Genomic DNA, 18,716 nt, shown 5'->3' on the forward strand with positions numbered 1-18,716 from the left:
CGCCTCATGCGCGGACGATCAGCCGTCCGGTTCCGCCCGTTGCGCCCAAACAAGAACCTTCATGTTCGATCTCGATCTTCATGGTGTGAACGTCGCGGTTCACGCCGTCACGGCCTTCTGGGCCGCCGCGAAGACGTCGCGTGCGGACGTCGTACCCGCTACGTGCTCCGTACCCTCGACTCCAAGGTCCATCCATCCTGCATTCACGGCCTCAAACATTTCTTCGGCAGGTCCGGTGTGGCCCTTCGGGATGCCGAATTGCTCGAACGCTTCCGCCCACCCTGCACGCGGGACTGCAAAGGCTTTCACGTCGAGATTCAGGACTTCACCCAATTGCTCCGCGACTTCATCCGCGGTGACCATCGAACCAAGCTCGACGACGCGCTGCCCTGACCACGCTGGCCCGGTCAAAAGGGTTGCGACCTCCGTGCCGATGTCGTTCGTCGCGACCATGGTCGATTTCCGGTTTGTCGGATTGTAGTAGACCGGTAGCGTTCCGCCCTGGGCGACCTGCAAGCCGTAGAGGAAGTTTTCGAAGAATCCACCTGCGCGCACAAATGCGATCGGCGATATCAGGTCGCGAAAACCTTGCTCCAGAAGCGACAAGGCCGTGATCATGCCAAGCCCGCTGGTCCTGTTCGCGCCCATCGACGAAAGCGCTACCACCCGCGGCGGCGCTGCCTTGGTGAGCGCCTCGACATAGTTCGCAATCACAACCTTGGCTTCTTTGTAATCGGGCGAGGGAGCCCAGACGGCCGGCAACATGACAAACGCGCCTTCGACGCCTTTGAGCGCCCGCTCGATGGCTGCCGAATCATTCCAATCACCGTCAACCAGTTCCACGCCCCGGTTCGCCCAGCTCGACGCATTCTCGCGATTGCGGACCAGCGCGCGGACTTCCTTGCCGCGCGCCAACAGATGTTCTGCCGTTGCGCCGCCCACTTTTCCCGTGATTCCCATTACTAAAAACATGCGTTTTCTCCTGATCTTGAGGGACAGAGCCTGCCCCTGTTGGTTCAACGGATGAGCGGCAGAATGGCCCGGATTCGGGAATCGCGCGCGTAGAGGCCGCCCCATGTCATCGCGCCCAGAAGCAGGGAAATGATTTCCGGCGGCGACCCCAACTCACCAATGCGGACATGGGCGCAGATGGCGCCTCCCAAAAAGCCCGTCACCAGGATCGCGCCGAGGACGGCAGTGGCCGGGATGGCATAAAGGACGGCGCAGGCGAGTATGATCGGACCCACGACACGGGTCAGGTCCATCGCGAACCCGGTTTCCTGCAACATGCTCGCGATCTGTGCCGGCGCGAAAAGCTGAATAGTGCCGTCTGCTACCAGAGCGATCACGATAAACGCGCTCATTGTCCGGCCGGCCCACAGGGCGCGATGCAAGGTCAAAGTCTCAGGCAGCTGATGCAGGTTCATAGTTTCGGACATTTGTCGTCCTCCGATGGGGGATCCCATATTCGGAAGCTATTGTGTCTCGTGGGCGTTATAAACACCGAGAAAGTGAACACACTGTTCTCTCTGTGGCGAACAATGCCGAGGGACGAAAATGCAGAATCTCGAACCCATCCTCATATTCATAACGGTCGCGGAAATGGGGAGCTTCACCCACGCGGCCGATAGCCTGGGCATCCAAAAGGGGAGGGCCTCAACGGCGGTCCGGAAGCTGGAAGAAGATGTCGGTGTCAGGCTCCTGCACCGGACGACGCGCAGCGTGCAGTTGACGGAGGACGGACGCGCATTTCATGCCCGTGCCCGCGATCTTCTTGCTGAAGTCGATGACCTACACTCGATGTTCGCAGGCGATCGCGTGGCACTTCGCGGGCGTTTGCGGGTCGATCTTCCGACCGAGGTGGCGCGCACAACCATCGTGCCGGCCTTGCCGGATTTCATGGCGACTCACCCCGAATTGGAGCTGGAGGTGTCGAGTACGGATCGGCAAGTCGATCTGGTTCAAGAGGGGTTCGACTGTGTATTGCGGCTTGGCCCCATAGGGGACGAGACGCTGATTGCCCGCCCGCTGGGCAAGTTACGCATGGTCAACGCCGCCAGTCCTGCCTATCTGGCGCGCTATGGCGTCCCTCGATCGCTAGAAGATCTCCAGCGTCAGGAACATCGGACAATTCATTTTTCGACGATGCTGGGCGCAAGACCCTATGGATGGGAATATCCGGACGGCGACAGCTACGCGACGCTTCAGTTGCCAGGTGCGTTACACGTCAACAGCGCGCAGACCTACGAAGCCGCTGCTCTCGCCGGCCTTGGCCTGATTCAGGCGCCGCTCTTGGGGATTGGCCGATACTTAGAGAGTGGAGCGCTTGTGGAGATCATACCCGATTTTTGTCGCCGGGCGCTCGCCGTGTCCCTCGTAGTAGCGCATCGGCGCAATCTGTCGCGCCGAGTCCGCGCATTCATGAAATGGATCGAAGATGTGCTGACGCCGTATCTGGAATAGCGAGACGGACATCTTTGTCCGGCCCTCGAATCAACATTCTGAAGTTATGTCTTGGGGCGTGCGATGTTGCGCGCCGCGGTGCGCAGGGTGCCTACGCTCGCAGCCTGTGCCGTTGGGTGCTTCAGCGTGATACGAAAGGCGCCGCCAGGACGGCGAGCGCGCCAAAAGCCGCAATGTTCCAGAACAGCGAGCGGATGAGCGGTATTCCGGATATGTAGAGCGCGGTGTAAGCGATGCGCCCGCCGATATAGGCGATCGCCCCCCAATGGGTCAGCTCATTATGAACGCCTGCCGCCTGTGAAGTGAGAACCGCCGCGGCAAAGAATGGAAACGTCTCCATGTAGTTGCGGAAGTTACGGTTGATACGCCCGGGGATGGGTGCGAGCGACGGCATCTCGACATCGCGCGGGCTTGCAGCCCATTTGAGGCCGTGCTGCGCGTTTGCGGCCTGCGCCGCAGCGACGAGCTGAAGGAAGCCCCAAAGGCTTGCGGCTGCCAGTACCATTAGTTCGAAGCTGATGCCCATCATGGATACTCTTCCAAAAAGGTGCGGCTGGCTTTTAGCGTGCCGCGTGAATCCGCATTTCTCGCTTGATTGAGCGCATTGGGACTGTGAAACAGCGAAGTCATTGCACGACGGTCGGTAAGCGGTCCTCTAGGAATCCCGCTTCCGTCGCTGCTTCTTTGCCCTGAATTCGCAGAATCGGCGAGATTGGGCGGTCAATACAATAGCGTATACGAAATGGCGCGCCATTGCCGATGAAGATGGGCACTATTGCTTCGCCGTGGCACTATGATGAACCATCCGAATTTGCGAAGAAGCCATCCCGACTTCGCGTGCCCTCTCGGAAACGCTGCGCTTGAGGCGCATGGTTGCGAGGTCATGCTCATGTAGTCGCCTCAGAGGAACCGATGTCTGCGAACCGTATCCGCTTGAGCGCCGGCGCTCTTGTCATCTCCGGGATCCTGTTCGTGACCTACCCGGCACTTCGCCCATTCTCCGACGAGAGGTCGCTGCTGGGTGCCGCGGCCTTTGGATCTGGGGCATGGTTAGTTTCCCACATGCTTGCGATGGTGGCGTTTACCTTATTGCCGGTGAGTCTGCTCGGGCTGCAACGCTCTCTCCTCGGAACGTCGGCCGAACGGCTGCTCTTTGTCGCCCTCGTCCTAAGCATGATTGGCACAGGCTTTACGCTGCCGTTCTACGGCGGCGAAGCCTATGGCCTTCACGCGCTGGGACAGGAAGCGATGCGGCAGCACTCTGACTCTCCGCTCGGCCTGGTCGAGATCATCCGTTCCGGCCCTGGCCTTGTCATGTTCCTTGCCGGTCTGCTGCTCCTTGCCGCTGCCGCGATTGCAACCGCAACGGCGCTTTGGCGCTCCGGTCGCTATCCGAAGGCAAGCGGCGTTCCCTTCGCCGTCGGGATGTCCTTATACATTCCGCAATTCCTCGGCGCGCAGCCCCTCCGCATTGCGCATGGATTACTGGTCGCAGTCGGCTGCGTGTGGATCGCCGCGTGTCTTTGGCGGCAAGAGAAGTTCGACCGGAATTGACAGGGACTCTCCGAGGCGAGGCGGTTACGATTTCCCATGCGTGCCAGAACGAGCACGGAGCTACGCGCCTCGCAGAAGTGCACCGATGCAAGGGCTCTCTCAAGCCGGACGCGTAACCCCCGATGGCCCATGCATCATGGCAGGGTCGGGGTCGCGTCATAGCGAAGCACGCCTGCGCGGGCAAGTAGGCCGGCAGGCCGCTGTCCGGCGCTACAGCGTAGAATGGCGCGCCCGGAACGATTCGAACGTCCGACCCTCAGATTCGTAGTCTGATGCTCTATCCAGCTGAGCTACGGGCGCGTTTTTCGCGGACAGTGCGGGCTGGGCCCGCAGGCAGCCTCCGGACAGCGCCGGAGGGGTGCGAAAGAGCGCTCTGACTAACCGCTCTTGTCCCGGTTGGCAAGGTCCGGGATGGGGAGATTTTCGCATATTTCCACCTCCCTGGCCGTCATTCCGGGGCGCGGCGAAGTCGCGAGCCCGGAATCCATAACCACCAGCGGGGGTTATGGATTCCGGGCCCGACCCTTCGGGTCGTCCCGGAATGACGAGAGGCGGTCGGCCGCTGGGCGACTTACGCGCGCGCCCGCTCGTTGCGGATGGAGAGCAGTTCCACGGGGCGGTCGGGGATGACGACCCGGAAGGTGGCGCCGATGGTGCCTTCGACCAGATGGATGTCGCCGCCATGGGCGCGGACGAGCTCGGCGGCGATGGCGAGGCCAAGGCCGCTGCCGCCGGGGCGCCCCGAGGTCTGGAACGCCTCAAACAGATGGTCCCTCGTCTTCTGGGGGACGCCGGGACCGGTGTCGGAGACCTCCAGGATGGCGACGGCGCCCTCGCGCTTGCCCGTGATCCGGATCTGCTGCACCCCGCCGTCGCCGGAGGAATGGCTTTCCAGCGCCTGGGCGGCGTTGCGGACGAGGTTGAGCAGCACGCGGAACAGCTGGTCGGGGTCGGCATCGACCGCGAGCCCGCGCTCGATCGCGGCGACCCAGGCGATCGAGGCATCGCTGGCAAGGCCCGCGGTCTCGCGCACCTCGAGCACGACAGGCTCGATCAGGATCATGCGGCGGTCGGGCGAGGCCTCCTGGGCGCGGCCGTAGGACAGCGTCGACTGGCAGAAGGCGATGGCGCGCTCGAGCGAGCGCACGAGCTTGGGCGCAAAGCGCTGCACCCGTGGATCCGGCACGCTGGCAAGCTGGTCCGACAGAAGCTGCGCCGACGCGAGCAAATTGCGCAGATCGTGGTTGATCTTGGAGACGGCGAGGCCGAGCGCGGCAAGCCGGCTCTTCTGATGCAGCATCGACATCAAATCGCGCTGCATGTCCGACAATTCGCGTTCGGCGACCCCGATCTCGTCGCTGCGCTGGCTCGGCACGATGATCCGCGCCGAGCTCTCGGGGTTTTCGTGGAAGCCGACCAGGCTCGCGGTCAGCCGCCGCATCGGCCGCACGAAGAGATAGTGGAGCGCGAGATAGACGAGGCCCGCGGTCAGCACCCCGATGATCAGCGCGACCACGACGACATTGCGCGAGAAGCGGTACATCGACTGCCGCAGCGGCAATTCATCGGTCACGATCTCGACGAACTGGGCATTGCCGACGCCGGGGCCGACGATGCGGATGGCCTGATTGCCGGTCTCCAGCATCATCTGGAACGAGCCGGTGATCGCCTCCCACACGGTCATGTCGCGGAGGTCAACGTCGTGCTCGATCGCGGCCGGCAGATTGTCGCTGGCGAGCAGCCGGCGCTGCTGGCCCATCTTGATGGCGACGGCGCGGGCATTGATGCTTTTCAGGATCTCGCGCGACAGTGAATCGGGAACCATGCCGAGCGGCGCGGCGTCGAGGACCAGCGCCGCCGTGTTGGCGGCGGCCACGCGGTCGTTCAGCCGGTTGACCCAGAAGTTGGCGATGGCGGGCACATAGAGCAGGACGGCCGCGATCATCACCAGGGGGACGGTGAGCAGCAGCAGCTTGCCCGACAGCCCGAGCCCGGCAGGCCCGCGCGGCCGGATCGCCGGCGGGTCCCGCTGATCCGTATCCTGGATCGGCTGGAGGTCTGTCGCTGCCACGAAATTCGTCCTTATTGACTTGGCCGGTGAACGATCTGGCGGGGGAAGGATGCGGCCCGCCCCCGGTCCGGTCAAATTACGGATCGCTAATCTCCCAACGTGGGATGTAAGCGCTGATACGGCGAGTCGCTACCTCAACCATTAAAAACCCCGCACAAACAGCGATATTCAGCGGAATCCTGCGCTCTTGTGGCGTTGACGAAAAGGGGGCGCTCGCATATAAGCCGCGCGAATTGTCCGCGATGACCCGGTGTAACGCCGGGAGCGGCTCTCTTGGGGCCGAAAAAGGGCCCGTTTTGGGCCGCATCTTCCGGACTTTACCATCAATTCTACAGGCAAATTGCCCGGTCAGCGGAGAAAAACCCGTGAAGCGGACTTATCAACCCAGCAAACTGGTGCGCAAGCGCCGTCACGGTTTCCGTGCCCGTCTCGCCACTGCCGGCGGCCGCAAGGTTCTCGCCGCCCGCCGCGCCCGCGGCCGCAAGCGTCTGAGCGCCTGAGCCAGACCCCCTTTTTGGGATTTCATCATGGATCGGCTGAGGCAGCGGGCGGATTTCCTCGCCGTTGCCAATGGCGCGCGGGTGAATAGTCCCGCGTTCGTCCTGCAAAGCCGCCCCCGCGACGACGGCGGCCCGATCCGAGTAGGCTTCACCGTCACCAAAAAGAACGGCAACGCCCCCGAGCGCAATCGCATCCGGCGCCGGCTTCGCGAACTGGTGAAGCGGCTCGATCCGGTGTCAATGCAGCCCCATCATGACTATGTACTGGTCGGCCGAAGGGACGCGCTCTCGCGCCCCTTCGCCACCATGCTCGACGATCTGCGCATAGCGTTCTCGAAGCCCGCGCGGCATACGGCCAAGGGATCTCACACGGGATCTCACAAGGGACAGTCAAAGGGACGCGGCCCAAGAACCGACTGCATTGGGCCCGGCACCGCTCCTGCTGCCAGCCGCAAACCGGATTGATGACGAGACATTAGATGATGACCGACAATCGCAATACCATCCTCGCCGTCATTCTATCGGGCCTCGTGCTGATCGCCTGGCAGTATTTCTACAACGTGCCGGCGATGGAGAAGCAGCGCGCCCAGCAGCAGGCCCAGGCCGAGCTCCAGAAGACCACGCCGCAGCCGACGGCCTCCGCAACGCCGGGCGCCACGCCGCAATCCGGCGGCGCCGCGCAGCCGTCAACGCCAGCAGCGAACCAGCAGGCCCAGCCGGTCGTCGCCCGCGACACCGCGATTGCGGCCAGCCCGCGCGTGAAGATCGACACGCCGCGGATCGCCGGCAGCATCTCGCTGAAGGGCGGCCGCATCGACGATCTCGCGCTGGTGCAGTATCGCGAAACGGTCGATCCGAAGTCGCCGCCGATCATCCTCTATTCGCCCTCGGGCACCGCGGAGCCCTATTACGCCGAGTTCGGCTGGGTGCCGGCCACGGGCGTGACGGCGAAACTGCCGGACGCGCGGACCGTCTGGCAGCAGGACGGCAGCGGCAGCCTGACGCCGACGACGCCGGCGGTGCTGAAATGGGACAACGGTGAGGGCCTCACCTTCCGCCGCACCATCTCGGTCGACGACCACTATCTCTTCACCATCAAGGACGAGGTGAGCAATGTCGGCAACGCGCCGGTCACGCTTTATCCGTTCGCGCTGATCTCACGCCACGGCACCCCGCAGGTCTCCGGCTACTACATCCTGCATGAAGGCCTGATCGGCTATCTCGATGGCCTTCAGGAATATGCCTACAAGAAGATCGACGAAGCCAAGACGGTGAACTTCAAAGCCACCAATGGCTGGCTCGGCATGACCGACAAGTACTGGGCCTCCGCGCTGCTGCCGGACACCAGCGCCCAGCTTCAGGCGCGCTTCTCGTCGAACCCGAGCGGCAACGTCCACACCTACCAGACCGACTACCTGCTCGATCCCGTCACCGTCGCGATCGGCGGCAGTGCGACGGCGAACGCGCGCCTGTTCGCCGGCGCCAAGGAAGCCGGCGTGGTCGGCATCAACTTCCCGCTCGCCGGCCACGGCGGCTACAACAAGGAACTCAGCCTCAACCATTTCGACCTGTTGATCGACTGGGGCTGGTTCTATTTCATCACCAAGCCGATGTTCCTCGGCCTCGACTTCTTCTACCGCTTCTTCGGCAATTTCGGCATCTCGATCCTGCTCGTGACCGTGATCGTGAAGCTCTTGTTCTTCCCGCTGGCGAACAAGTCCTATGCCTCGATGGCGAAAATGAAGTCGATCCAGCCGCAGCTTCAGGCGCTGAAAGAGCGCTACCCTGACGATAAGGTGAAGCAGCAGCAGGAGATGATGGAGATCTACCGCAAGGAGAAGATCAATCCGGTCGCCGGCTGTCTTCCCGTCGTGATCCAGATCCCCGTGTTCTTCTCGCTCTACAAGGTGCTGTTCGTCACCATCGAGATGCGGCACGCGCCGTTCTACGGCTGGATCAAGGACCTCTCCGCGCCGGACCCGACCAATCTGTTCAACCTGTTCGGGCTGATCCCGTTCGATCCGACCACGATTCCGGTGTTCGGCCATTACCTCGCGCTCGGCATCTGGCCGATCATCATGGGCATCACGATGTGGTTCCAGATGAAGCTGAACCCGACGCCGCCGGATCCGACCCAGCAGCTGATCTTCAACTGGATGCCGCTGATCTTCACCTTCATGCTGGCGGGCTTCCCGGCGGGCCTCGTGATCTACTGGGCCTGGAACAACACGCTCTCGGTGCTCCAGCAGAGCTTCATCATGCGCCGCAACGGCGTGAAGGTGGAGCTGTTCGACAATCTCAAGGCAACGTTCGCGAAGAAGGCGACGTAGCCGTCCGGCAAGTGCCCCAGTAATGCGGGCACAATGCTTCCAAGTCGTCATGCCCGGGCTTGTCCCGGGCATCCACGTTTTGGAAGCGTGCTCCGTGGCTAGACGTGGATGGCCGGGACAAGCCCGGCCATGACGAGAGGATAGACCGCTCGCATGAACGACAAGACCGACGAGCGACTGATCGAGGCCGGGCGAAAGCTGTTCGCGCGCGACTGGCAGTTCATCTGGGCCTCGCCCTCGATCCAGACGCTGCCGCCGATGGACGGGCTGGAGATCGCCTTTGCCGGCCGCTCCAATGTCGGCAAGTCGAGCCTGATCAACGCGCTCACCGGCCGCAATGCGCTGGCGCGCACCTCGCACACGCCGGGCCGCACGCAAGAGCTGATCTTCTTCGAGGTCCCCGGGAAAACCGACCTGCGCCTCGTCGACATGCCCGGCTATGGCTATGCCAAGGCGCCGAAGAGCCAGGTCGCGTCCTGGACCGAGCTCATTCACAAATTCCTGCTGGGCCGCGCCAGCCTCGCACGCGTCTATGTGCTGATCGACGCGCGGCACGGCCTGAAGGACGTCGATCTCGATATCCTTGGGACGCTCGACCGCTCCGCCGTGAGCTATCAGATCGTGCTGACCAAGGCCGACCAGGTGAAGGCCTCCGAGCTTGCCTCGCGCATTGCCGAGACCGAGGCCGCGCTGGCCAAGCATCCGGCCGCATTCCCGAACGTGCTCGCGACCTCGTCGCGGAGCGCGACGGGCATGGCCGAGCTGCGCGCCGCAATGGCGAAGCTGCTGGAGGAGCGGAGCACGTGATGGCCGCGCACCGCCTGTTGCTTGGGCTTGCCGGTTTGATGGGCGCCGCCGGCGTCGCGCTGGCCGCCGCTTCCGCCCATGGCGGCGACGCCAGCCGGCTTGCGTCGGCGAGCGCCATGCTGCTGTTTCATGCAACTGCCATACTCGCGGTGATCGGATTGCTCGCGCGCGGCCTTCTGCACGGCGGAATTGGCCTCGTGGCCGCGTCCGGCTTCGTAAGCGGCGCCGCGCTGTTCGCAGGCGATCTCGCCTTGCGGCAATATGCCGGGCACTCGCTGTTTCCCTATGCGGCGCCGACCGGCGGAACGGTGATGATCTTGAGCTGGCTGGCGGTGACGTTGGCGGCGGTGGTGGCACGGAAGTAGCACTCGATCTCACCCTCCCCTGGAGGGGGAGGGTCGGCTCATATTGAGCGTAGCGAAATGTGAGCCGGGGTGGGGTGATCTCTCCACTCGGGCACCATCTCGGGCGGATAGACTGTCATCCCACCCCGCTACGCATTTCGCTTCGCTGCATGCATAGCGACCCTCCCCCTCCAGGGGAGGGTAACAGCGAACACCCACTTTGCGCTGCCCCCGCCAATCGGATAGAACGCGGCCCGACAGTCCCGCCAGCGAGATCCGCCTCATGACCGACATCTCCCCGCTCGACCAGGCCCGCATCCTGTCCGAAGCGCTGCCGCACATGCAGCAGTATGACGAGGAAACCATCGTCATCAAATATGGCGGACATGCCATGGGCGACGAGGAGACCGCGAAGAACTTTGCCCGCGACATCGTGCTGCTGGAGCAGACCGCGATCAACCCGGTGGTGGTGCATGGCGGCGGGCCGCAGATCGCGACCATGCTCAAGCGCCTCGGCATCGTCTCGGAATTCGCCGCCGGCCTGCGTATCACCGATGCGGCGACCATCGAGATCGTCGAGATGGTGCTGGCCGGCTCCATCAACAAGTCGCTGGTCGGCTACATCAACGAAGCCGGCGGCAAGGCCGTCGGCCTCTGCGGCAAGGACGGCAACATGGTCACCGCGTCGAAGGCGACGCGCACCATGATCGATCCCGGCTCCAACATCGAGAAGGTGGTCGATCTCGGTTTCGTCGGCGAACCGGAGAAGGTCGACCTCACGCTGCTCAACCAGCTGATCGGCTACGAGCTGATCCCGGTGCTGGCGCCGCTCGCGACCTCGAAGGAAGGCCAGACCTTCAACGTCAACGCCGACACCTTTGCCGGTGCCGTGGCCGGTGCACTGAAGGCAAAACGCCTGCTGCTGCTCACCGACGTGCCTGGCGTGCTCGACAAGTCCAAGAAGCTGATCCCGCAGCTCTCGGTCAAGGACGCGCGCAAGCTGATCGCCGACGGCACCATTTCCGGCGGCATGATCCCCAAGGTCGAGACCTGCATCTACGCGCTCGAACAGGGCGTGCAGGGCGTCGTCATCATCGACGGCAAGATGCAGCACGCGGTGCTGCTCGAGCTGTTCACCAACCAGGGCACGGGGACGCTGATCCACAAGTGATGGGCTGGACGCATCGACGAAAGAACGTCATGGCCGGGCCTGTCCCGGCCATCCACGATCTTTCTCGCGGCGCAGACGTGGATGCCCGGGTCAAGCCCGGGCATGACGAGCGGAGAGTTCAGCGACCGCACCGCTCCCCCCTCACCCGCTTCCTGATGACGCTGCCTGCCGCGGCCGTCTCGTTCCTGTTCTCCTCGGCTCCTGCCTTTGCCGACCTCAAGATCTGCAACCGCATGTCCTATGTCGTCGAGGCCGCGATCGGCATCGACGACAAGGCGGCGACCGCGACGCGCGGCTGGTTCAGGATCGATCCCGCCACCTGCCGCGTGGTGGTGCAGGGCACGCTGACCGCCGACCGCATCCTGCTCAACGCCCGCGCGCTCGGCGTCTATGGCGCCTCGCCGATCCCGCAGAACGGCAGCGACATGCTGTGCGTCGCCCAGGACAATTTCGTCATCGCGGCTGCGCGGCAATGCCGCAGCGGCCAGACCCAGGCCGCCTTCACACAAGTGACGCCGACGCAGGGCGACGACGGCAATCTGGTGACGTATCTCGCCGAGGATTCCGAATATGACGACGAGCAGGCGCGCCTCGCCGGCATCCAGCGGCTGCTGGTGATCATCGGTTATGACGTCGGCGCGATCGACGGTGTCGACGGACCGAAGACGCAAGCAGCGCTCGCTGCGTTCCTGAAGAGCCGCGGGCTCTCGTCAGACGCCGTGTCGTCGCCGAATTTCTTCAAGACCATGGTCGATGCGACGCAGACGCCGTCGCCGAGCGGCCTGACCTGGTGCAACGACACCCCGCACAAGGTGATGGCGGCGATCGCCACCGACGACGGCAAGTCGGTGACGAGCCGCGGCTGGTACCGCATCGACCCCGGCAAATGCCTGCACCCCGACGTGAGCGGCCAGCCGAAGCAGACCTTCAGCTTCGCGGAAGCCGTCGATGCCGACAACCGCGCGGTCAAGCTGAAGGACAAGCCGCTGAACTGGGGCGGCGACAGGCAGCTCTGCACGCGCGAGACCAAGTTCGAGACCAACGAGCAGACCGATTGCGGCGCGCGCGGTTTTGCAGCGATGGGTTTTGGCGCGGTCGACATGTCGAGCGGCGGCAGGACGCTGCGGTTTGCGATGCCGTGATTTGATGATGGCCAAAAATGCCGGTGTCGTCCCGGCGAAGACACAGGGACCCATAACCACAAGAGCAAGTTGTCGCGCGAAGCTGCCAACTCCGAGTCTTCGCAAAACCACTCCCGGGAGTATGGGTCCCTTCGCCGGGACGACGGTGGAGAATGGGCGACGGTTGCGTGCAGCAGATAGAGCATTGAAATGAACCCACCCCGCGCCTTCACCCACGTCGATACCTGGGTGTTCGACCTCGACAACACGCTGTATCCGCATCACGTCAATCTGTGGCAGCAGGTCGATGCGCGGATCGGGGAGTTCGTCTGCAGCTGGCTGAACGTGAGCCCGGAGGAAGCGCGCAATATCCAGAAGGATTATTACCGGCGCTTCGGCACCACCATGCGCGGCATGATGACCCTGCATGGCGTGCACGCCGACGACTATCTCGCCTACGTCCACAAGATCGACCATTCGCCGCTGGAGCCGAACCCGGCGCTCGGTGCAGCCATCGCAAAGCTGCCGGGACGAAAACTGATCCTGACCAACGGCTCGGTCGACCATGTCGACGCGGTGCTGGCGCGGCTCGGCCTCGCCACGCATTTCGACGGCGTGTTCGACATCATCGCCGCCGGCTTCGAGCCCAAGCCGGCGCCGCAGACCTACCGGAAATTCCTCGGCGACCATGCCGTCGATCCCACCCGCGCCGCGATGTTCGAGGACCTCGCCCGCAACCTCACCGTCCCGCACGAGCTCGGCATGACCACGGTGCTGGTGGTGCCCGACGGCACCAAGGAAGTGGTGCGCGAGGACTGGGAACTGGAGGGCCGCGATGCCGCCCATGTGGATCATGTCACGGACGATCTGGCGGGGTTCTTGGCGGGGCTGTCGCGGAAATAACCGCTGTCGTCCCGGGCAAGCGTAAGCGCAGACCCGGGACCCATAACCACAGGATTTGGTTGTCGCGCGAGAAAGGCAACTCCGAGTCTTCGCCAAACCGCTCCCTGTGGCTATGGGTCCCGGATCGGCGCGCGCTTGAGGCGCGCTTGTCCGGGACGACAGCGGAGTATGGACGACGGACGAGTATGCCTTGACTCCGTCCCCCCAAATCCCGAAAAAGCGCCCAATCCATCAAAATTCCCGTTCCGAAGAGGAAATCCCGATGTCCCTGTCCGCCCTCGAATCCACCATCAACAGCGCCTTCGACGCGCGCGACGGCATCTCGACCTCGACCAAGGGCGAGGTGCGCGAGGCCGTGGACCAGGTGCTGGAGACTCTGGACAAGGGCGAGGCGCGCGTTGCCGAGCGCGGGGCCGACGGCAAGTGGAAGGTCAATCAATGGCTGAAGAAGGCCGTTCTGCTGTCCTTCCGCCTCAACGACATGGGCGTCATTCCCGGTGGTCCCGGCAAGGCGACCTGGTGGGACAAGGTGCCCTCGAAGTTCGAAGGCTGGGGCGAGAACCGTTTTCGCGATGCCGGTTTTCGCGCAGTGCCGGGCGCCGTCGTCCGCCGCTCGGCCTTCATCGCCAAGAACGTCGTGCTGATGCCGTCCTTCGTCAATCTCGGCGCTTATGTCGATGAGAGCACGATGGTCGACACCTGGGCCACCGTCGGCTCCTGCGCGCAGATCGGCAAGCGCGTGCACATCTCCGGCGGCGCCGGCATCGGCGGCGTGCTCGAGCCGCTCCAGGCCGAGCCCGTGATCATCGAGGACGATTGCTTCATCGGCGCGCGCTCCGAGGTCGCCGAAGGCGTGATCGTGCGCAAGGGCGCGGTACTGGCCATGGGCGTGTTCCTGGGCGCCTCGACCAAGATCGTCGACCGCGAGACCGGCGAGGTCTTCATCGGCGAAGTGCCGGAGTATTCGGTCGTGGTGCCCGGCGCGCTGCCCGGCAAGCCGATGAAGAACGGCCATATCGGCCCGAGCACCGCCTGCGCGGTGATCGTCAAGCGCGTCGACGAGCGCACGCGGTCCAAGACCAGCATCAACGAGCTGCTGCGGGATTGATCTGCGCCACGAGCGCAAGCCCATCACCGTCACCCTGAGGTGGCCGCTCCTTCAGCGGCCCTCGAAGGGCGACGGCCCGGCTCTCGGCTGCATCCCGGCCGTTCATCCTTCGAGGCTCCCCGCACGGCGCGTTGCGCCGCGCGGCTCGCACCTCAGGATGACGGGTTTGATAGCGTATCGAACCCACCCTCCCTCCATCGCGACCAATTCCCAGGTGGCCCCGACCGCCCGGAACCTTCGCCATGGACTGGACCTGGTACCTCTTCCGCTTCGACGGCCGCATCAACCGCGCTCTGCTGTGGCAGGCGCTGCTGATCGTCGCGCTGCTGGCGGCTCTGCTCGGCGTGATCGGTCAGGTGATCCATCTCATCGACGCCGAGGGGGCATTGAAGTTATCGCTGAAGCTCGATTTCGACTTCGGCCTCGACGACCTCTTCGAGCTGGTCGATCCCCGGGCCTATCGCTCGCTGGCGTCCCTTGATCGCACGAACCTGATCCTGAAGGCGTTCGGCTTGTCGCTGTTCCTCTGGATCTATCTCGCGACTGCGATCAAGCGGCTGCATGATCGCGACAGGCGCGGCTGGTGGCTCGTTCTGTTCTTCTTCCTGCCCGGCCTCTACACCCAGTTCTCGGACCTGCTGCCGAACTCCTACTGGATGCTTCCGTTCTGGCTGGTCGCGTCCATCCTGTGGCTGTGGGGGCTTGTCGAGATGTTCATTATGCCCGGCAGCGTCGGCGATAACCGGTTCGGTCCTGATCCATTGGCCAAGACCGAGGACGGCCCGCCCCCTGCAAAAAGCTGGGACCAGCAGACCGAAATCGAATTCGTGCCGCCCAGCGCTAGCCCACCCGGCGGCATGCATGTTAAGCGGAGCGCATGACCGATGCTCTCTCCATTGCCCGCGATCTCATCCGCTGCCCCTCGGTAACCCCGGCCGATGCCGGCGCGCTCGGGGTGCTTGAAAACGCCCTCAACGCAGCCGGCTTCACCTGCCACCGCGTGACGTTCAGCGAGCCCGGCACCGCCGACGTCGACAATCTCTATGCGCGGATCGGCAGCGAAGGCCCGCACATCACCTTCGCCGGCCACACCGACGTGGTGCCGCCGGGCGACGAGAGCGCCTGGAGCGTCGGCGCATTCTCGGGCGAGGTGAAGGACGGCTTCCTGCACGGCCGTGGCGCGGTCGACATGAAGGGCGGCATCGCCTGCTCGGTCGCCGCGGTGCTGGAGCATCTCGCCGCCAATGGCGGCAAGCCGCGCGCCGACGGCACGGGTTCGATCTCGTTCCTGATCACGGGCGATGAGGAAGACGTCTCCATCAACGGCACCATCAAGCTCTTGAAATGGGCCGCCGAGCGCGGCGAAAAATTCGATCATTGCGTGCTGGGCGAGCCCTCCAATGTCGAGACGCTCGGCGACACCATCAAGGTCGGCCGCCGCGGCTCGCAATCCGGCACGCTGTATGTCGACGGCGTGCAGGGCCATGTCGCCTATCCGCACCGCGCCTCCAATCCGGTGCCGGACATTTCGCGGCTGATCGTGGCGATCTCCGACGAGCCTCTCGACCATGGCAGCGCGCAATTCCAGGCCTCCAACCTCGAATTCACCTCGGTCGACGTCGGCAACAAAGCCAACAACGTCATCCCCGGCGAGGCCCGCGCAAAATTCAACATCCGCTACAACGACAACCACACCCAGGCATCCTTGCGCGAGCTGGTCGAGACGCGGCTGGCAAAAGCCCGCGGCAATCGCATCAAGGCCCGCATCGTCTGGGAGCCGTCGAACTCGAACGTGTTCGTGACCAAGCCGGGCCCGTTCACCGATCTCGCGGTGTCGGCGATCGAGGAGGTGACCGGGCGCAAGCCGGAGCTGTCGACCTCAGGCGGCACCTCGGATGCGCGCTTCATCTCCAGCTATTGCCCCGTCATCGAGTTCGGCCTGGTCGGCCAGACCATGCATCAGGTCAACGAGCGCGTGCCGGTGGTGGACCTGGAGAAGCTGACGAAGGTGTATCGGGGGATTTTGACGCGGTATTTTGGGTAGGGCACTAATTGCCGCTTAGCCCTCCGCCGTCATGCCCGGGCTTGCCCCGGGCATCCACGTTCTTTGCCGACACTGACAAGAAAGATCGTGGATGGCCGGGACAAGCCCGGCCATGACGGTGTGGCGCGAGTTCGGGCACGCCTTACTGGACAATCGTGTCGTAGAGATCCTCCCACTCAGGATTGTCCCTGAGGATCAGCCTGACCCTCCACGTCCGCGACCAGTGCTTGATGTTGTGCTCGCGCTGGATAGCGGTCTGGATGTCTTCGTAGCGCTCGAAATAGACGAGCAGCTTGACTCCATCCTTTTTTGTGAAGCCCGGTACCAACCCTTCGCGATGTTCGTACACTCGCCGCACGAGATCACTCGTAACGCCGACGTATAAAATGCCATTTGGCGCGCTCGCCAGGATGTAGACCCATCCACCATGCATGGTTGCATGTTGGCGCACGTGGATGGCCGGGACAAGCCCGGCCATGACGCCAGTGGCGGCATCAGACGCTAATAATCCACCTTCATCAGATACAGCCCCTCCGGCGGGGCGACGATGCCGCAGGCGGCGCGGTTGCGGGCTTTGAGCGCGGCGGAGAGATCGTCCGCGGTCCAGCGTCCCTCGCCGACCCAGACGAGCGATCCCACCATCGAGCGCACCTGGCTGTGCAGGAACGAGCGCGCCGAGGTGACGATGGTGATCTCGCGCCCGTCGCGCTCGACGTCGAGCTGGTCGAGCGTCTTCTCCGGCGACTTGGCCTGGCACTCGGTGTCGCGAAACGTCGTAAAATCATGCTTGCCGAGCAGGCGTTGCGCGGCCGCATGCATCGCCTCGGCATCGAGCCGGCGCGGCACGCGCCAGGCGTGGCCGACGTCGAGCGCGAGGTTGGCGCGGGTGTTGACGATGCGGTAGCGATAGTGGCGCTTCACGGCCGAGAAGCGCGCTTCAAAAGTATCGGGTACGATCTCGGCCTCGAGCACCGCAATCGGATGCGGGCGCAGATGCGCATTGAGCCCGTCGCGAAAGCGGCCCGGCGGGAACTGCTTCTCGATGTCGACATGCGCGACCTGGCCGCGCGCATGCACGCCGGCATCGGTGCGGCCGGCGCCATGCACCCGCAGATCCGCGCCCGTCATCGCCTTCACCGCCGCTTCCAATGCGCCCTGCACCGACGGCAGCGTGTCCTGCACCTGCCAGCCGAAGAACGGCGCGCCGTCATATTCGATGGTGAGCTTGTAGCGGGGCATCGTTTCCAATTCTGCCGTCATCGCCCGGCTTGACCGGGCGATCCAGTACGCCGCGGCCCCTCCGGTCAACCGAGAAGCCTCGGCGTACTGGATACCCCGCCTTCGCGGGGTATGACAGTGTCAGGTGAATTTCGCGCCCGCCTTCACCGGCACGCCGCGCAGGAAGTCGACCGCCTGCATCCGCGCCTTGCCTTCGCGCTGGAGCTCGATGATGCGGATCGCGCCTTCGCCGCAGGCGATCGTGAGCTGGTCGTCGAGCACGTCGCCCGGCGCGCCCGAGCCTTTGGCGAGCTCGCAGCGCAGGATTTTCACGCGCGCGTTGTCGCTGACGCCTGCGAGCTCCGCCCAGGCGCCGGGGAACGGCGACAGGCCGTGGATGTGGCGCAGCACGGCGTGCGCGGGCTTGCTCCAGTCGATGCGCGCCTCGGCCTTGTCGATCTTGGCCGCATAGGTCACACCGTCCTCGCTCTGCTTCTTGAGCTGGAGCCCGCCGCGGCCGAGCGCGGCCATGGCCCGCACCATCAGGTCGGCGCCGAGCCGGGACAGGCGGTCGTGCAGGTCGGCCGCGGTCATGGTGTCCGTAATCGCCAGCCGCTCGGCCATGGCGACATCGCCGGTGTCGAGGCCGACGTCCATCTTCATCACCATGACGCCGCTTTCGGCATCGCCCGCCATGATGGCGCGGTTGATGGGCGCGGCGCCGCGCCAGCGCGGCAGCAGCGAAGCGTGCAGATTGTAACAGCCGAGCTTTGGCGCATCGAGAATGGCCTGCGGCAGGATCATGCCGTAGGCGACGACCACGGCGGCGTCGGCGTCAAAGGCGCGGAACTCGTCGAGCGCTTCCTCTGTCTTCAGCGTCTTCGGCGTCAGCACGGGCACGCCGAGTCTTCGCGCGGCTTCCTCCACCGGGGTCGGCTGCAATTGCAGGCCGCGCCGCCCGCCCGGCTTCGGCGCGCGCGTATAGACAGCCGCGATCTCATGGCCATGCGCGACGAGCTCGAGCAGCGTCGGCACGGAGAAATCGGGCGTGCCCATGAAGATGAGGCGAAGGGGCATGTGAC

Annotated in this window: 20 protein-coding genes and 1 tRNA gene; 13 read left to right on the forward strand and 8 right to left on the reverse strand. The window is 64.3% G+C overall.

Annotated features, from left to right (window positions below; translation table 11 throughout):
* Positions 1–99 precede the first annotated feature (99 nt).
* Positions 100–972, reverse strand: coding sequence for an NmrA family NAD(P)-binding protein (locus XI09_RS21485; protein ID WP_271568648.1), 873 nt, complete (start codon positions 970–972; stop codon positions 100–102).
* A gap of 44 nt (positions 973–1,016) precedes the next feature.
* Positions 1,017–1,439, reverse strand: a complete 423-nt coding sequence (locus XI09_RS21490; protein ID WP_271568619.1) for a DoxX family protein — start codon at positions 1,437–1,439, stop codon at positions 1,017–1,019.
* Positions 1,440–1,557: 118 nt separating this feature from the next.
* Between XI09_RS21490 and XI09_RS21495 the strand changes: the two genes are divergently transcribed.
* Positions 1,558–2,463, forward strand: a complete 906-nt coding sequence (locus XI09_RS21495) for a LysR family transcriptional regulator (RefSeq protein WP_271568620.1) — start codon at positions 1,558–1,560, stop codon at positions 2,461–2,463.
* 121 nt (positions 2,464–2,584) lie between these two features.
* Here the strand turns inward: XI09_RS21495 and XI09_RS21500 are convergent, their stop codons facing one another.
* Positions 2,585–2,992 (reverse strand): MAPEG family protein, encoded by a 408-nt coding sequence (locus XI09_RS21500; RefSeq protein ID WP_271568621.1) that lies wholly within the window; start codon positions 2,990–2,992, stop codon positions 2,585–2,587.
* Between the two features lie 383 nt (positions 2,993–3,375).
* Here XI09_RS21500 and XI09_RS21505 point away from each other — a divergent pair, with 383 nt between their 5' ends.
* Positions 3,376–4,017 (forward strand): hypothetical protein, encoded by a 642-nt coding sequence (locus tag XI09_RS21505; protein ID WP_271568622.1) that lies wholly within the window; start codon positions 3,376–3,378, stop codon positions 4,015–4,017.
* A gap of 223 nt (positions 4,018–4,240) precedes the next feature.
* Here XI09_RS21505 and XI09_RS21510 read toward each other — a convergent pair.
* Together XI09_RS21510 and XI09_RS21515 are read right to left on the reverse strand one after the other, a co-directional pair.
* A tRNA-Arg gene (locus XI09_RS21510) sits at positions 4,241–4,317 on the reverse strand.
* A gap of 271 nt (positions 4,318–4,588) precedes the next feature.
* Positions 4,589–6,088 (reverse strand): sensor histidine kinase, encoded by a 1,500-nt coding sequence (locus XI09_RS21515; protein WP_271568623.1) that lies wholly within the window; start codon positions 6,086–6,088, stop codon positions 4,589–4,591.
* A 365-nt stretch (positions 6,089–6,453) separates the two neighbouring features.
* Between XI09_RS21515 and rpmH the strand changes: the two genes are divergently transcribed.
* From rpmH to dapE, 11 genes are all read left to right on the forward strand, one after another.
* Positions 6,454–6,588, forward strand: coding sequence for a 50S ribosomal protein L34 (gene rpmH / locus XI09_RS21520; protein ID WP_008542748.1), 135 nt, complete (start codon positions 6,454–6,456; stop codon positions 6,586–6,588).
* 27 nt (positions 6,589–6,615) lie between these two features.
* Complete coding sequence (gene rnpA, locus XI09_RS21525) at positions 6,616–7,053, forward strand: ribonuclease P protein component (RefSeq protein ID WP_271568624.1); 438 nt, start codon at positions 6,616–6,618, stop codon at positions 7,051–7,053.
* Between the two features lie 17 nt (positions 7,054–7,070).
* On the forward strand, positions 7,071–8,918 hold the full coding sequence (gene yidC, locus XI09_RS21530; protein ID WP_271568649.1) for a membrane protein insertase YidC: 1,848 nt from the start codon (positions 7,071–7,073) through the stop codon (positions 8,916–8,918).
* A gap of 153 nt (positions 8,919–9,071) precedes the next feature.
* Positions 9,072–9,725: a ribosome biogenesis GTP-binding protein YihA/YsxC gene (gene yihA / locus XI09_RS21535; protein ID WP_271568625.1), complete on the forward strand. Its 654-nt coding sequence runs from the start codon at positions 9,072–9,074 to the stop codon at positions 9,723–9,725.
* Complete coding sequence (locus XI09_RS21540) at positions 9,725–10,090, forward strand: DUF423 domain-containing protein (protein ID WP_271568626.1); 366 nt, start codon at positions 9,725–9,727, stop codon at positions 10,088–10,090. The genes yihA and XI09_RS21540 overlap by 1 nt, the downstream gene beginning before the upstream one ends.
* Positions 10,091–10,352: 262 nt before the next feature.
* Positions 10,353–11,240 carry an acetylglutamate kinase gene (argB, locus tag XI09_RS21545; protein ID WP_271568627.1) on the forward strand — a complete coding sequence of 296 codons (888 nt, stop codon included), beginning with the start codon at positions 10,353–10,355 and terminating at the stop codon, positions 11,238–11,240.
* A 155-nt stretch (positions 11,241–11,395) separates the two neighbouring features.
* On the forward strand, positions 11,396–12,382 hold the full coding sequence (locus XI09_RS21550) for a DUF1036 domain-containing protein (RefSeq protein ID WP_271568650.1): 987 nt from the start codon (positions 11,396–11,398) through the stop codon (positions 12,380–12,382).
* A gap of 189 nt (positions 12,383–12,571) precedes the next feature.
* Complete coding sequence (locus tag XI09_RS21555) at positions 12,572–13,264, forward strand: pyrimidine 5'-nucleotidase (RefSeq protein ID WP_271568628.1); 693 nt, start codon at positions 12,572–12,574, stop codon at positions 13,262–13,264.
* Positions 13,265–13,526: 262 nt separating this feature from the next.
* A complete protein-coding gene (dapD, locus tag XI09_RS21560) occupies positions 13,527–14,372 on the forward strand; it encodes a 2,3,4,5-tetrahydropyridine-2,6-dicarboxylate N-succinyltransferase (protein WP_135179051.1) in 846 nt (281 codons plus the stop codon).
* A 242-nt stretch (positions 14,373–14,614) separates the two neighbouring features.
* On the forward strand, positions 14,615–15,253 hold the full coding sequence (locus tag XI09_RS21565; protein WP_271568629.1) for a DUF805 domain-containing protein: 639 nt from the start codon (positions 14,615–14,617) through the stop codon (positions 15,251–15,253).
* Positions 15,250–16,416, forward strand: coding sequence for a succinyl-diaminopimelate desuccinylase (dapE, locus tag XI09_RS21570; protein WP_271568630.1), 1,167 nt, complete (start codon positions 15,250–15,252; stop codon positions 16,414–16,416). Before XI09_RS21565 ends, dapE begins: the two co-directional genes overlap by 4 nt.
* Positions 16,417–16,558: 142 nt before the next feature.
* On the opposite strand, the gene XI09_RS21575 is transcribed toward dapE, so the two are convergent.
* The 3 genes from XI09_RS21575 to fmt form a co-directional block, all read right to left on the reverse strand.
* Positions 16,559–16,894: a GIY-YIG nuclease family protein gene (locus XI09_RS21575; RefSeq protein WP_271568631.1), complete on the reverse strand. Its 336-nt coding sequence runs from the start codon at positions 16,892–16,894 to the stop codon at positions 16,559–16,561.
* Between the two features lie 23 nt (positions 16,895–16,917).
* Complete coding sequence (gene truA, locus XI09_RS21580) at positions 16,918–17,655, reverse strand: tRNA pseudouridine(38-40) synthase TruA (protein WP_271568632.1); 738 nt, start codon at positions 17,653–17,655, stop codon at positions 16,918–16,920.
* Between the two features lie 120 nt (positions 17,656–17,775).
* On the reverse strand, positions 17,776–18,711 hold the full coding sequence (fmt, locus tag XI09_RS21585) for a methionyl-tRNA formyltransferase (RefSeq protein ID WP_271568633.1): 936 nt from the start codon (positions 18,709–18,711) through the stop codon (positions 17,776–17,778).
* Positions 18,712–18,716 lie beyond the last annotated feature (5 nt).

Source organism: Bradyrhizobium sp. CCBAU 11386, assembly GCF_028128955.1.
Classification (GTDB): domain Bacteria; phylum Pseudomonadota; class Alphaproteobacteria; order Rhizobiales; family Xanthobacteraceae; genus Bradyrhizobium.